At 40.1% G+C, this 14,215-nt stretch carries 14 protein-coding genes; 6 read left to right on the forward strand and 8 right to left on the reverse strand.

Features of this window, described 5'->3' with window-relative positions:
• Nucleotides 1-1,884 carry a DNA topoisomerase IV subunit B gene (gene parE, locus KIP84_RS00625; RefSeq protein WP_213689131.1) on the forward strand — a complete coding sequence of 628 codons (1,884 nt, stop codon included), beginning with the start codon at nucleotides 1-3 and terminating at the stop codon, nucleotides 1,882-1,884.
• A gap of 137 nt (nucleotides 1,885-2,021) precedes the next feature.
• Here parE and KIP84_RS00630 read toward each other — a convergent pair whose 3' ends face one another.
• Both KIP84_RS00630 and alc read right to left on the reverse strand, forming a co-directional pair.
• Nucleotides 2,022-2,525, reverse strand: a complete 504-nt coding sequence (locus KIP84_RS00630; protein ID WP_213689807.1) for an ureidoglycolate lyase — start codon at nucleotides 2,523-2,525, stop codon at nucleotides 2,022-2,024.
• Entirely contained in the window at nucleotides 2,522-3,532 is a 1,011-nt protein-coding gene (alc, locus tag KIP84_RS00635; RefSeq protein ID WP_213689132.1) for an allantoicase, read from the reverse strand. The genes KIP84_RS00630 and alc overlap by 4 nt, the downstream gene beginning before the upstream one ends.
• A gap of 199 nt (nucleotides 3,533-3,731) precedes the next feature.
• On the opposite strand from alc, the gene hpxO reads away from it, so the two are divergent.
• Entirely contained in the window at nucleotides 3,732-4,889 is a 1,158-nt protein-coding gene (gene hpxO / locus KIP84_RS00640) for an FAD-dependent urate hydroxylase HpxO (RefSeq protein ID WP_033849092.1), read from the forward strand.
• A gap of 54 nt (nucleotides 4,890-4,943) precedes the next feature.
• Here hpxO and KIP84_RS00645 read toward each other — a convergent pair whose 3' ends face one another.
• The 5 genes from KIP84_RS00645 to puuE all read right to left on the reverse strand — a co-directional run bounded on the left by KIP84_RS00645 (nucleotide 4,944) and on the right by puuE (nucleotide 9,071).
• Nucleotides 4,944-5,669 (reverse strand): outer membrane protein OmpK, encoded by a 726-nt coding sequence (locus KIP84_RS00645; RefSeq protein ID WP_033849090.1) that lies wholly within the window; start codon nucleotides 5,667-5,669, stop codon nucleotides 4,944-4,946.
• A 121-nt stretch (nucleotides 5,670-5,790) separates the two neighbouring features.
• The gene (locus tag KIP84_RS00650) at nucleotides 5,791-7,158 is read right to left on the reverse strand and encodes a nucleobase:cation symporter-2 family protein (protein ID WP_213689133.1); all 1,368 of its coding nucleotides are present in this window, start codon (nucleotides 7,156-7,158) and stop codon (nucleotides 5,791-5,793) included.
• A gap of 24 nt (nucleotides 7,159-7,182) precedes the next feature.
• A complete protein-coding gene (uraH, locus tag KIP84_RS00655) occupies nucleotides 7,183-7,506 on the reverse strand; it encodes a hydroxyisourate hydrolase (protein ID WP_005066767.1) in 324 nt (107 codons plus the stop codon).
• Nucleotides 7,503-8,006 carry a 2-oxo-4-hydroxy-4-carboxy-5-ureidoimidazoline decarboxylase gene (uraD, locus tag KIP84_RS00660; protein WP_213689134.1) on the reverse strand — a complete coding sequence of 168 codons (504 nt, stop codon included), beginning with the start codon at nucleotides 8,004-8,006 and terminating at the stop codon, nucleotides 7,503-7,505. Before uraD ends, uraH begins: the two co-directional genes overlap by 4 nt.
• 99 nt (nucleotides 8,007-8,105) lie before the next feature.
• On the reverse strand, nucleotides 8,106-9,071 hold the full coding sequence (gene puuE / locus KIP84_RS00665) for an allantoinase PuuE (protein WP_199964051.1): 966 nt from the start codon (nucleotides 9,069-9,071) through the stop codon (nucleotides 8,106-8,108).
• Nucleotides 9,072-9,323: 252 nt separating this feature from the next.
• Here puuE and KIP84_RS00670 point away from each other — a divergent pair, with 252 nt between their 5' ends.
• The 4 genes from KIP84_RS00670 to dsbD all read left to right on the forward strand — a co-directional run bounded on the left by KIP84_RS00670 (nucleotide 9,324) and on the right by dsbD (nucleotide 12,999).
• Nucleotides 9,324-9,674: an HPF/RaiA family ribosome-associated protein gene (locus tag KIP84_RS00670; RefSeq protein WP_001019316.1), complete on the forward strand. Its 351-nt coding sequence runs from the start codon at nucleotides 9,324-9,326 to the stop codon at nucleotides 9,672-9,674.
• 154 nt (nucleotides 9,675-9,828) lie between these two features.
• Nucleotides 9,829-10,374: an ankyrin repeat domain-containing protein gene (locus KIP84_RS00675; RefSeq protein WP_032062527.1), complete on the forward strand. Its 546-nt coding sequence runs from the start codon at nucleotides 9,829-9,831 to the stop codon at nucleotides 10,372-10,374.
• A 12-nt stretch (nucleotides 10,375-10,386) separates the two neighbouring features.
• On the forward strand, nucleotides 10,387-11,154 hold the full coding sequence (locus KIP84_RS00680) for a transporter (RefSeq protein ID WP_005066775.1): 768 nt from the start codon (nucleotides 10,387-10,389) through the stop codon (nucleotides 11,152-11,154).
• A gap of 18 nt (nucleotides 11,155-11,172) precedes the next feature.
• Complete coding sequence (dsbD, locus tag KIP84_RS00685; RefSeq protein ID WP_213689135.1) at nucleotides 11,173-12,999, forward strand: protein-disulfide reductase DsbD; 1,827 nt, start codon at nucleotides 11,173-11,175, stop codon at nucleotides 12,997-12,999.
• On the opposite strand, the gene KIP84_RS00690 is transcribed toward dsbD, so the two are convergent.
• Nucleotides 12,994-14,187, reverse strand: a complete 1,194-nt coding sequence (locus KIP84_RS00690) for a GGDEF domain-containing protein (protein WP_199977154.1) — start codon at nucleotides 14,185-14,187, stop codon at nucleotides 12,994-12,996. The genes dsbD and KIP84_RS00690 overlap by 6 nt on opposite strands.
• Between the last annotated feature and the right edge of the window lie 28 nt (nucleotides 14,188-14,215).

The raw sequence follows: 14,215 nt of genomic DNA on the forward strand, positions 1-14,215 counted from the left end.
GTGACACAATATACGGCTCAATCGCTTGAAGTTCTTTCCGGTTTAGACCCTGTTCGTCGTCGTCCGGGGATGTATACCGACACTTCTCGTCCAAACCATTTAGCCCAAGAAGTTATTGATAATGCTGTCGATGAAGCATTAGCTGGTCATGCCGACAAAATCTGTGTCACGGTTTATAAAGATGGTTCGTTGTCGGTTGAAGATAATGGCCGTGGTATGCCAGTCGATATTCATCCTGAATATGGCCAAAGTGGTATCGAAATCATTTTAACCAAGCTACATGCTGGTGGTAAGTTCAGCACCGATAACTACCAGTTTTCAGGTGGTTTGCATGGTGTGGGGATTTCGGTTGTAAACGCTTTATCAACACGTGTTGAGGTCGAAGTTCAGCGCCAGGGTAATTTATACCAGATGGCCTTTGAGCAAGGTGAACCTGTTGCGCCTTTGGCAGTGCTAGAAGGTAAAGCACCTAAACGCGCGACAGGAACTACGGTACGTTTCTGGCCTGAAGCTAAATATTTTGATAGTCCAAAATTTGCATTAAAAGCACTCAAACATAATTTAAAAGCGAAAGCTGTTTTAGCAGCTGGTTTAAAAATTACTTATATCGATCAAATTAACGATGAAAAAATCGAATGGCAATTTGAAAATGGCCTTGTCGATTATTTGATGGATGAATTGCAGGACCGTGAAATTTTGCCAAACCCTGCATTTGTAAGCAGCGGTCAGGCAGACCGCGCAGCCTGTGAGTTTGCAATTTGCTGGAATGTAGAAGGCGGTGAGCAGGTTCAAGAAAGTTACGTCAACTTGATTCCGACCGCACAAGGCGGTACGCATGTAAACGGTTTACGTTCAGGGGTTACCGAGGCGTTACGTGAATTCTGTGAGTTACGTAATTTGTTACCGCGTAATCTTAAACTTTCGGCAGAAGATGTTTGGGATGGCGTGAACTATATCTTGTCGCTCAAGTTCCAAGAGCCACAATTCTCTGGTCAAACCAAAGAGCGTCTTTCAAGTCGTGAAGCATCAAATATTGTTTTAAATATTGCTAAAGATGCCTTTGCACTCTGGCTAAATCAGCATGCTGAAATTGCTATGCAACTGGCAGAAATGGCAATTTCTAAAGCAGGCCGTCGTTTAAAAGCCGCGAAAAAGGTTGAGCGTAAAAAGATTGTTTCTGGCCCAGCTTTACCGGGTAAGTTGGCAGACTGTGTCGGCCAAACGCGTGAAGAAAGTGAGTTATTCATTGTCGAGGGCGACTCTGCGGGTGGTAGTGCCAAGCAGGCGCGTGATAAAAACTTTCAGGCCATCATGCCAATTCGTGGAAAAATCTTAAATACATGGGAAGTTTCTTCAGATGAAGTACTTGCTTCTCAAGAAGTTCATGACATTGCGATTGCCATTGGTGTAGATCCGGGCAGTGATGATTTATCAGAGCTGCGTTATGGCAAAATCTGTATTTTGGCCGATGCCGACTCGGATGGTTTACACATTGCGACTTTGCTTTGCGCTTTATTTGTTAAGCATTTTCCTGCTTTGGTCGAAGAAGGTCATCTATTTGTAGCAATGCCACCATTGTTCCGTATAGACATTGGTAAAGATGTTTATTACGCGCTTGATGATGATGAACTTGAAGCCATTTTGAAAAATGTTAAAGGCAATCGTAATCCGCAAATTACCCGATTCAAGGGATTGGGTGAAATGAACGCGATTCAGCTTCGTGAAACAACGATGGATCCAAACACACGTCGTTTGGTACAGCTTGATTTAGATGATGTTCATCTAACAGCAGGTTTACTCGATAAATTGCTTGCAAAAAAACGATCGGCAGATCGTAAGCAGTGGCTTGAGCAGAAAGGTAACTTAGCTGATATCACGGTTTAAAAAGAATTAAAGAAATCCCCGCTCAATAGGCGGGGATTTTTTTATGTAAACCTAAAATTTAGGTAATCATTACAACAGTAGCTGCTATTGGTATTTCGGCTATTAAATTAGAAATAGACAGATCTGTATATTTTAATTTAGGCCGTAATTTTTATAGCCTGTGGAAATTGAAAAACATCGCAATTTGCGCCACTTCCAATTCGATCTACCACTACAAAATCACTCGGCGCTTCAAAGGTAAGCAAAGGATGATGCCATGTACCTGCCCGATAATTGATGCTTTGCTTTCCATCGGAAATAAATGCACATAGCTTTGAAATGTCGGGAGTATTCTCGTCTAAAGCGGGTGCCACAATAATTAAAAACTTTTGTTGCTGTAGTGGAATAAATGCTTGAGAACCTTTGGGATGACGCTCTAACATTGAAATCTCTAAAGGCAGCACACTGGCTTTAATATTACGGAAAATACTAATTCCAGCCTTTGCTTCCCCTTCAATTTCAGTTTCAACGAGCGCATGATAGCGCTCAGTGTGGGCATCGTTAATATGAAAAAAGTCATGCCCGTCGCAACAGATGACTTCTCCGAAGGGCTGGAAGTTTTCAATGGTTAAGGGCTGAATTTGAACATTCTTCATGATCATGAGTTGGCAATTTTTCCCCATAAACGAACACGACTAATACCACCGTCTGGAATCATGTTAATACGAATATGAGAGATTTTTTCATGTTGTAAAATCTCATTTACATATTCATGAATATGGTCCATTTGCATCGGTTGGGCTTCTAGTAAGTAAGACCAGAACATACTTTGAGGAATTAACTGTGCATCGGTTGCATTTTCGAGGTAAACCGCCTGAATAGATACTTGTGCAGGGAAGTTCCCTTTAAAATGAGCCGTATCAATTTCAAGTTTCTCAATTTTTCCGCTTTTACCCAACGCAAGAATACACCAGTCATAACCCGGTGCACGGCGGCGTTTAGTTTCCCATCCATCGCCCATGTTGATGCCACGACCAGGGTTAATCAAATTACGCGGATGTCCAAAATGCGCATCGCTATAGGCAACTACGCGGCCACCATTTTCAAGGGCCAATAAATCGAGAGTTTGCTCGCTATCAGTCACCTGAATATGAACGTCTCCATAGACACGTAAACGAGCAATACCACCATCTGGGAAAATGTTGAGACGTATATGAGTGAAAAGTGCATCATTATTGACCATAAAAATATGATGTTGGCTTGGGCCGAGTTCAGTATTTTCTAAAACATTTTCCCATTTTGCTCCTGTCAGGTCCCCATTTGGTGCATAACATGCTTCTAATGATGCAGAGGCAGGATAATTTCCTGTAAAAAAGCTGGTATCAATATCAAGAGCAGTGATTTTTCCACTTACGCCTAACTTCACGATACACCAATCATAACCTGCGTGGCGTTTACGGCGCGTCTCCCATCCATCCATCCATTTGCCGTTGTCATCAAATTTATCTTCAACAAAAATAGGTGCATCAAATTGCAGCATACGTTTTGCTTCAGCAAAGAAATCATCTGAACACTCAATGACTTGTGCACCAATTCGGGCATCTGCCAAATTGGTTTTAGTATTCAAAATCTCAGGAAGTTCAAAAGCTGGAGCGTGCAATGTTGCCATAATGGGGTATCCGTATTTCTTGTTAAAAACATGATTTTTCATTTAAAACTGCGCTAACACGGAGCGTGCCGAGACGAGTTTTATACATAAATATATAAGCATGGTGCATGCCAGTTTTGTGGAAAAGCTAAATAAATTTTGAACGATGGCATGTTTTTAGCATAAGCACCCTATAGGTGAATATCTATAGGAGCGTGTTATGAATGTGGTGATTATTGGTGCAGGAATGGGAGGTCTAACCACAGGCATTGCATTAAAGAAATTTGGTCACCAAGTTCGCATTTTTGAGCAAACTGAAAAAATTCTTCCTGTCGGCGCGGCAATTTCGCTCTGGTCGAATGGTGTGAAATGTCTGAACTATCTAGGATTAACTGACAAAATCGCCAAACTTGGTGGACAAATGGATGATTTGGCCTATGTGGACGGTTTAACTGGAGATGTGATGACACAATTCAGTTTACTGCCATTAATTGAAGAAGTGGGCCAAAGACCTTATCCGGTTGCACGTGCTGATTTACAAAATATGTTGATGGATGAATTTGGTCGTAATCAGATTTATTTAGGCAAAAAAATGGTCAGTCTTGAAGACAAAGCTGATTATGTCGAGGTCCATTTTGCAGATGGCAGTTCAACGCAGGCTGATCTATTAATTGGGGCCGATGGTACGCATTCACTTACACGGACCTATGTATTGGGGCAGCAATTACAGCGCCGTTACGCAGGTTATGTAAATTGGAATGGTTTGGTTGAGATCTCTGAAGATTTGGCTCCAGCCCAGCAATGGACGACTTATGTGGGCGAAGGCAAGCGAGCTTCTTTAATGCCAGTTGCAGATGGCAAATTCTATTTCTTTTTGGATGTGCCTTTGCCAGCAGGTTTAGACAATAATCGAGATGACTATAAAAAACTTTTAAAACAATATTTTGTTGATTGGTGCCAACCCGTACAGCAGCTTATTGAACGCTTAGATCCGCAAAAGACCAATCGGGTAGAAATACATGATATTGAACCGTTCACTCAATTTTATAAAGGTCGTGTGGTGATTTTGGGTGATGCTGCACACAGCACAACACCTGATATTGGGCAAGGTGGTTGCCAAGCCATGGAAGACGCGATTTATTTAGCGCGTTCTCTGCAAATTAATACTTTGGGGCTAGAGGATGCTTTACGTCGCTATCAAAACAAGCGCAATGAACGTGCTAATGAATTGGTACTTCGTGCGCGCAAACGTTGTGATGTGACACATATGAAAGATGAAGCCGTTACACAAGCATGGTATGAAGAATTACGCCGTGAACAAGGTGGACATATTATGCAGGGGATTATTAGTAATATTGTGGGTAATCCACTTGATTAAAAACAAAAACAGCAAGGAATTTTCCTTGCTGTTTTTATCTTCTAAATTTGGATTTTAGAAGTGGTATTTAACCAGTGCACTAACGTTATTTTCGTCTCGACCTTGAAGACCAAATTTGTTATTCCACACTGAGTGCTCGATACCTAGGTATAGGCGTGTATCAGGAGAAATGTGTTTACCTACATTCCATTTCCACTGAGTTGTCCAGTTCAACTCGCTCGCATGGTCGCCTTCAGCAGTTGACCAGTCAAGGAAACCGTCTACTAAGAAATCTTCAGATCCTAATTTTAATGGAATGCCATAAACGAACGTCATCTGATAATCGTCGTCAGTTTTCTCATTATTCGCACGGTAGAAGTTTAAATTTGCATATTGGAAATATGGGATATCTAAATCAACTGCAAAACCATACAAGAAGTTGTCGAAGTTTTGGCCAGTTTGAGTATTACTTTCCCAAGTGGTACTGATCAACACATCTTTAATTGGGCCATATGCCAGTTTTTTACCAGACACTTCGCCTAAGCTTAAACGTGGTGATAATTCAAAATATGTACTTTTATGATCATCTTCGCCACGCATGTGGTCCATGAAGAAAAATACATCAGCGTATTTAACTTTCGCTGCATATTCCAAAGTAATCGTGGTTTCTTTGTCATCTACAACTTCATAGTTTTCACCATAAAGTCCAGTCACACTAAAATCTTGCCAGATTGGTTTCGCCTGAACCATGGCAGTTGCAGATAACAAGGCACAAGTCGCCGCAAGTTGCTTTAATTGCATTTAAATGATCTCCCCCCAAATAAAGCACGCTAAGGATACAGGGTCTTAAGCAAAAATGAAGCCAAATTTGATCAACGGTTAAAAAAAAGCCCACCGAAGTGGGGCGCTAAAAATTAAATCTTTAATGAGTATTTCTTGTGTTTATTGTTTGGCTTAAATGTGGGGTGCGCGAGCTACGAAATGAAGGTAAATGATTAAATAATAAATTCAACAAGATAGCAAAGAGACAAGTTGAACTAATGCCCGAATGGAACAAAGTTTGTACCCAAACTGGGAAATGAGCATAAAACTCATGGTTAATAATTGGGATCATCCCAGCTGATAAAGCGGTTGCGACAATAATTAAATTTTTCTGATCGTTATAATCTATTTTTGCCAAAGTGCGAATTCCACTCGCTGCAACTGATCCAAACAAGACCAAACCTGCACCACCAAGTACGGGCATTTGAATCGCTGCAATCAAACGACCCATAATAGGTAGTAGTCCTAAAATAATCAGAATGACACCCCCTGCTGCGACTACAAAGCGGCTTTTGATGCCTGTAATCGCAACCAGTCCAACATTTTGGGCAAAAGCGCTTTGCATGAACGAACCAAAGATAGGTGCAAAAGCACTTGAGAACATATCTGCACGAACACCATTGGCGATACGTTTTGAATCGACTTCAGTTCCTACAATGTCTCCGACAGCAATAATATCGGCTGTGGTTTCCGTCATAATCACTAAGGTAACAATTAGCATCGATAAAATTGCACTTAGCTCGAAAGTCGGTAAACCGAAAGCAAATAAGTGTGGAAATTGGAGCCATGCGCCTGAACTCACCTGACTAAAATCACCAAAACCCATGAAGTAGGCGAGGGTAGTACCAGCCACAATAGCCAACAAAATTGATAAACGACGAATGCTTGCTTGCGGCAGCATATTTAGAACAATCACAATGCCTAAGGTCAGCAGGGCCAAAGAGATATTTTCTACGCTACCCCAGTCAGGCGCTTTGTTGTTGCCGCCCATCATCCAGCGAATCGCAACGGGTAATAAAGATAGACCAATAATCGTGATAACGCATCCCGTCACAACAGGTGGGAAAAAACGAATAATTTTTGAAAAGTAAGGTGCAAGGCATAGCCCAATTAGAGATGCAGCAATGACCGCGCCGTAGACAGCAGGTAAACCACCGCCTGTAGTGATAATGGCGACCATGGTGGCCACACCCGCGAAAGATACACCCTGTACCAGAGGTAATTTTGCGCCTAGATATTTGGTACCGATGGTTTGAATCAGTGTTGCCAATCCACCTACAAATAGGGCTGCTGCAATGAGCATTCCGATTTGTGCTGAGCTTAAGCCAGCTGCCGTTCCAATAATCAAGGGCGGGGCTACAATGCCACCATACATGGTCAGCACATGCTGTAAGCCGTAAGCAAAACTTTTGGAAATTCCTAAATATTCATGCTCTGGAGAAATCGCATTTTTTTGCTGATAATTCATATTTTTCTCCTATTTATATCTGAGTTAGCTACCGCGATAAGTGGAGTAAGCAAATGGGCTGATCAATAAAGGAATGTGATAATGCTGATTGATGTCTTCTATGAAAAATTGGATACAAACACGCGGGAAAAAAGTTTTGACTTGCTGCGATGAAAAATAAGGAGCAATTTCAAATTCAAGTTGATAAGCACCTTCTGCAAAGTCTGTTATGCCAAAATCACTCACTCGACCATCTTGATTGGTGGTTGCTGTCGCTATCAGTTCATGGGTTGCTGCATGAAACAACTTTACTTCTACGTCTGCAGCTGGTTTACCTAAATTCGTATCTAAAATATGAGTGCTGATCATGCTTGTATTTCCTGAGATAGACGTAATAGAGCAATCGCTGCGAGTTGCTCATGTACAATTGTTTTTTCGATAGCTAAGTCGTTTTTTAGTCTTTCATGTAGCTTTTTTAAAATTTCATCACTACTGAGGCCTGCCGCTTTAATTAAAAAAATAAAGCCAAACTTTTGCTCATAATCAAGATTACCTTGCAGCAGAGCTTGTTGTGTTTGTTCATCTAAAGAAATGCCAGCTTGTTCTTTAGATGAAAAATCTTGCTCTTTTGCATTGAGTTGTTTTTTAGCTTCGCGTTCACCAATTTTTGGATGAGTTGCTAAAGCTGCTTGAATCTCTTGCCATGACCACATTTGACTTAATTGTTCTGCATATTCCAAAAGAGATGCTTTTGTTGAATAGGGGCGTTTTGAGATGATTTTTTCGGCCCATGCTTGAATATGGACACAGTTTTTTAACAAAGTCTTGAGTTGTTCTGGTGGGGCTTGATTAAACTTGGCTAAAAACACTGTTATTCCTAAACTCGTTGTCTTGATATGGAGTTTTAGCAATAACAGTGCCAATAGCGAGTTTTAATTCGCTTATGAATTTTGAAAATTAAAAATCAATTATTTAGTTATGTGATTTTTATACCAATGTTCGGCAATCTCCTGTCGACGACATACCCATACTCGATCATGCATTTGAATATAGTCGAGAAATTTTTGTAATGCTTTAAAACGGCCCGGACGCCCCAAAATGCGGCAATGCATTCCAATCGACATCATTTTTGGTGCAGTTTCTCCCTCTGCATACAGCACATCGAAACTATCTTTCAAATATTGAAAAAACTGTTCTGAACTATTAAATCCGCCTGGTGAGCAGAACTTCATGTCGTTACATTCCAAAGTATAAGGAATAATCAGATGAGAGCGTGATGCACCTGTAGTATCGGTAAGCGTTGTCCAAAAAGGTAGGTCATCGCCATAATAATCAGAGTCATATTGTATTTGTGGAAACTCTGCGAGTAACTGACGTGTATTAGGGCTGTCACGTCCGGTGTACCAACCTATAGTTTTATTTTCAAACAAGTTTTCTAAAACAGTTAAAGCTTGTTCCATATGCTTCTTTTCGACTTCAATATCAGTATCTTGATAGTGAAGCCAGCGGTAGCCATGTGAAACAACATCATAGTCAGCTTGCTTAATTGCTTCTACAATATAAGGATTGCGGGCAAGCGCCATTGCAACTCCGAAAATGGTCATTGGAAGTTTGCGCTTTTGGAATTCATTATGAATGCGCCAAAATCCAGCACGTGAACCATATTCGTACATAGAGTCCATCGACATATGTTTAGCTGGGTAACTTGCGGCACCAATAATCTCTGATAAAAACTGTTCTGAGCCCTCATCGCCGTGCTCAATATGTTTTTCGCCACCTTCTTCATAATTAAGCACAAATTGCACAGCAACCTTGGCATTGTTAGGCCATTTAACCTGTGGCGGTTGCCCGTGATAACCGATTAAATCACGTGAATAAGGAGACTTTTGAATCTGCTCAATAAGTTCTGCTCCAGATAGATAAGATTCGGACACAATTGCTCTCCTTTTGTTCAATTTTTCATAAAAATTTAAAAAATCAGCTTGCATATTTTTATAGATGGACTGATATTGAAGATATGAAGATCTTCAAAATAAATTAAAAGCAGTACGTTTAAGTCAGGAGATAACAAACCATTACACCATCAAAATGTACAATTGAAGTCAGTTCATGCATGCTTAAAACATGCCAACATAAAAAAGTTTTGCATAGAAAAGATCCACAGTAAGAAAGAGAGGATGGTATTTATGAATATTGAAATCCGCACAGATAAAAACATCCATAACAGTGAACGTTTAATTACTTATGTACGTGCAGAACTTACTCAAGAATTCCAACGTCATAGCGAACGTATTACGCATTTCTCGGTTCATTTTAGTGATGAAAATGGGGACAAAGGTGGTGACAAAGATATCCACTGTATGATTGAAGCACGTCCTTCAGGTTTGAAACCAGTTGCAGTACACCATAAAGCAGGAAATATTGATGCTTCAATTCATGGAGCGATTGAAAAATTAAAACGTAGCCTTGAACATACTTTTGAGAAAAAGGAACACCCGAGAGGTGGTCAACCAGAATTCATTGATGATGAAGTTTAATTTAAAATCCTAAAAAGCCCTTCGGGGCTTTTTTTTATATTTAATGAAAATAAAACTATTCACAACATTAGGTTTGCAATGCGATGCAATCAACCTCTAAAATCTTCAGAAGAGATTAGGCATAATAGCCCTAATATATTTTTGAGAGATGGTCATGTTAACCACCCAGCAGCAAGCTTTAATTAAAGCCATAGAAGAATTAGAACTCGCGCAAGTGCAAAAATTACTTGCTGAAGGACTTGATCCGAACTTTATTGATCCGGAACAAGGACCACCTGTATCAATCATTTGTGATGGAATTTTTAAATGGTGGGAAGATGTATCAGAAGCTTATGAAGCTGGTACACCACTATCACAAGAAGAAAAACAACAATCATTACAGGTTTACCTCGATATACTCGAAGCGTTGATTCAAGCCAAAGCGAATGTACACCTTTGGGATGCAGAAGAGTTTTATGGTCCTTTATGGGATGCAGCAAGCTCGGCATGTGCGCCAGCCGTTCAACGTTTATTAAATGAAAAAGTTGATCCAAATACACGTGATGAAGAAGGACTCACTATTTTATCTTCAATCAGTCAGTTGTTCTTTGATTGTGACTTTGATGAAATAGATTGGTCAGAAGCGCTTCAAGAAGAGCGTGAAACATTAGAGTTATTGCGCCAACATGGGGCAAAAATGTCAAAAGAACTAACTACTTGATTGGATAATAGAATGAGAACATTTCAAATTTTAACTTTTGCTCTGACCACTGTTGCTGCTGGAAGTACTTTCGCTGCGGAGTTTTCTTTTGACCGCCCAGGTGCAGGCTTTGGAACAGGGATTACTCCAGTTGGTAAATTGGCTTGGGAACAAGGCTTACCAAGTGCAACTTATACAGAGTCAACGGTTGATGGTGTTAAAGAAAAGACCGTAACTGTAAATGAGGATATGTTATTCCGTACCGGTTTAGCCGACGGCTTGGAATTACAATTAGGTTGGCAAGGTCCAGCATGGACTCAAACCAAACGTGCTGGTAAAAAACATGACACTTCAGGCTTTGGTGATGTCAGCATCGGTTTGAAAAAAGCAATTGATCTAAAAGATGAAAACTTATCAATGGCTGTGTTAGCTGAAGCGATCATTGCCACTGGAAATGATGAATTTACTGCACATGACGATATTTATAGCCTAAGTTCAGCAGTCGCTTATAAATATAATGACTTAGTAGGCACATCAATTACCATGCGCTACGAAGTACAAAATAGTAACTGGGCAGTAACTGCAATCCCGACGATTGATTATAAAATCGCAGGTAAGTTGTCAGGTTATTCTGAGTTCATTTACCGTAAAGCTGAAAGCCAAGACTACGAATATGGTTTAGGGACAGGTTTAGTCTACGCTGTAAATGATCGTACTCAGCTCGATGCAAGTATTGGGGTTGATTTAGAGGGTCAAGATAAGAGCTACAACGGTGGCTTAGGCGTGGCATTCTTGTTCTAATCGAAGCAATTTAAATTTATGTTAATGAAAAAGCTTATTCATCAGGGAATTTTTTATTTTCTAGCAGTTGCTGTTTTTGTGTTTAGCCAGTTGGTTTCTGCGCAAGATAAGCTACTCTCACCTGAACAAGCTTTTTCATTTTCGGTTGAATCTTCTGAGCCGCATACTGCGAGTTTGTCTTGGCAGATTCAGCCAAATTATTATCTCTATCAGCATAAATTTTCCGTACAACAAGGTACTCAACCTTTAACTTTAAAGTTACCTAAAGCGATTGCTCAATATGATGAAAATTATGGGCAAAGTCAGGTTTACTACCATCAAGTTAATTTCCAAATTAAGACTAAGCCTTCAGAGCACTATAGTGTGACTTGGCAGGGCTGTGCCAAAGACCGTATTTGTTATCCGCCACAAACCATTGAATTTCAAACTGACGCAGATGGCTTGGTGGGTGTGCAAAACCAAGCAGGAACAGCGCCAAAAAGATTACTAGATTTAGCGAATACACAATCCGAAACTTCCTTGGGTTCAGAATCTTTAGAAAAAGAGCAGAGTACAGAGACAGCAGCTGATACAGCTACACCTCAAATTGCGCAAGATCAGATCTGGTCTGCTAAGTTAATTGAACACTCGCTTTGGTATGGAGTTTTATTATTTTTAGGTTTAGGCATGTTGCTCGCATTTACGCCATGTTCTTTACCAATGCTTCCTATTTTAACTTCGCTGATTATTCGAGAACATAAAGGTTTAAAAGCATGGACCATTGCGCTTACTTTTGTGTGTAGCATGGCGTTAGTTTATGCGGGCTTGGGTTTAATTGCTTCTTCGGCAGGTTTAAATTTCCAACGCTGGTTACAACAGCCAGCAACTTTAATTGCTTTTAGTTTGCTGTTTATTGTTTTTGCTCTGAACTTATTTGGTTTATTTGAGCTTCGTTTACCTCAGACATGGTTAAATCGACTTGACCGTATTCAGTCAATGCAACAAGGCGGCACTTTGGTCGGTGCTGGGGTTATGGGTGTCGTTTCTGCGCTCTTGGTGGGGCCTTGTATGACTGCACCACTCGCCGGAACTTTGTTATTTATTTCTCAAACACAAAATCAATGGCAAGGTGCTTTGCTTTTATTCTGCCTAGGTTTTGGAATGGGAATTCCATTGTTACTGGCAAGTATTTTAGGGGCAAAATTCTTGCCTAAAGCTGGTGACTGGATGCATCAGATTAAAGTAATTTTTGCTTTTCTGATGTTGGGTTTAAGTCTTTATTTTATTCGCCCTTTATTACCAGATTGGGGCATGCAAGTACTTAGTTTAGTATTAGGCCTCGCTTTTATAGCCTATGCTGTTTATCAGTTTTTCTGGAAAAAAGGGCAACTACAAGGGCTCTACGCGATTTTATTATTAATCGTTACACCTTTTGTAGCCTATAACCAATATCAACATATTCAAAATCGAACCTTGCAAAGTTCTAATCATATGGCCGCGTGGCATATTGCGACTAGTGCGGTAGACTTTGAGAAAATTTTAGCGGCAGCACCTGCTGATCGAGCTATTGTGGTTGATGTCTATGCAGATTGGTGTGTTGCCTGCCAACCGATTGAACACCGTATTTTAAAAGCACCCGAGGTTCAATCTGCTCTTGCGCCATATTATTTAATTAAGCTTGATTTGAGCCATTATGACCAGTCACATGAAGCGCTACTCAAACAATGGAATATTTTAGGACCACCGACCTATTTATTCTTAAGCCCAGAGCAAAAAGAGATTCGTGCTTTACGATTAACGGGTGCTTTTAGTCAGCAAGAACTTTTGCAACAACTCGCGAGTTTGGCAAAGCTCAAAGAATCATAAGGTATTGATAGTTTCGGTCTGATGAAATGTGCGTACCTGATTACGGCCTGAAGCTTTTACCGCATAGAGAGCTTGGTCAGCCTGTCGAATAACAAGATAAGGGTCCTCTGCAAAAGCTGAACTGCTTATTCCAAAACTTGCACTAATATGAATAGGATTATTTTGGGCGCTACAAACAGGTAATTCTTGTAAAGCACAGCGACAACGCTCAGCAATTTTTTCAGCTTGAATAATATCGGTGTGGGGGAGTAATAAAATAAATTCTTCTCCACCAAATCGACCAATAATGTCCTCACTGCGCAAATTATCAGAAAGGCACTGCGCAATTTCAATTAAGACCTGATCCCCTTGGTGATGTCCGTATATATCATTAATTTTTTTAAAATGATCGATATCAAGAAGTACCACTGCATAATCAAATTGTTGTTGGTGTAGCGACTCTAAATGTGTGTTTAAACTACGTCTATTTAAAACATTGGTTAAAGGGTCGATTTGGCTTAGACGTTGAATATAAGTTTCTCGCTGACGCCATTGGGTGAGTAATATTTCAAATAAAATAAAACAGGCCAATAAAATAGGCATAATAAAAAAAGCCATACTTCCTAACCAAAACGGATTAGTTTGGGCTCGTTGCATAGCAATAAGATTAAATAATGGCGCATAAGGCAAAACACCTTTCATGCTTAGATACGTACATATTGTTAAGATAATCGTCGCAGGTATAAGGGCGCTATAAACAATTTTTCGCTCGAATAACACCAAACCCACACCGATGGTACCTACATAACCGACCATAGTGGCTGGACTGATACTGCCAATTAAATATCCATCGTGGCATAGCATGAGTGCAAAGAACTGTACACTAATCAAAGGAATAACTTTTTGAGCCCATTCATCATTTTTGTAGCGATAACAGGGGATTATCAAAGCGCCTAATAAAAATAAAGTAAATAAATTGAGCAAGATTTGTGATTCAACTAAAGGCAGATTTGCCCATTGCCAAACGCTTGGCGTAATTAAAATATAGCCTTTCCATAAAATCCAACTGAAGTTCATTGCACAGGCAAGTGTGAGCATCAGTGCACTTTTTTGTAATGGAGTCCAGTTGATAATGTGATTATTGTGGATGAAATCGATTATCACCTGTTTTGTTCTATGTATTGGATGAGTGATTAAACGATTTTTCATAGTAAGTAAGGGCTCCTAAATATAGATG

This window comes from Acinetobacter sp. BHS4, from assembly GCF_018454425.1.
Taxonomy (GTDB): domain Bacteria; phylum Pseudomonadota; class Gammaproteobacteria; order Pseudomonadales; family Moraxellaceae; genus Acinetobacter; species Acinetobacter pittii.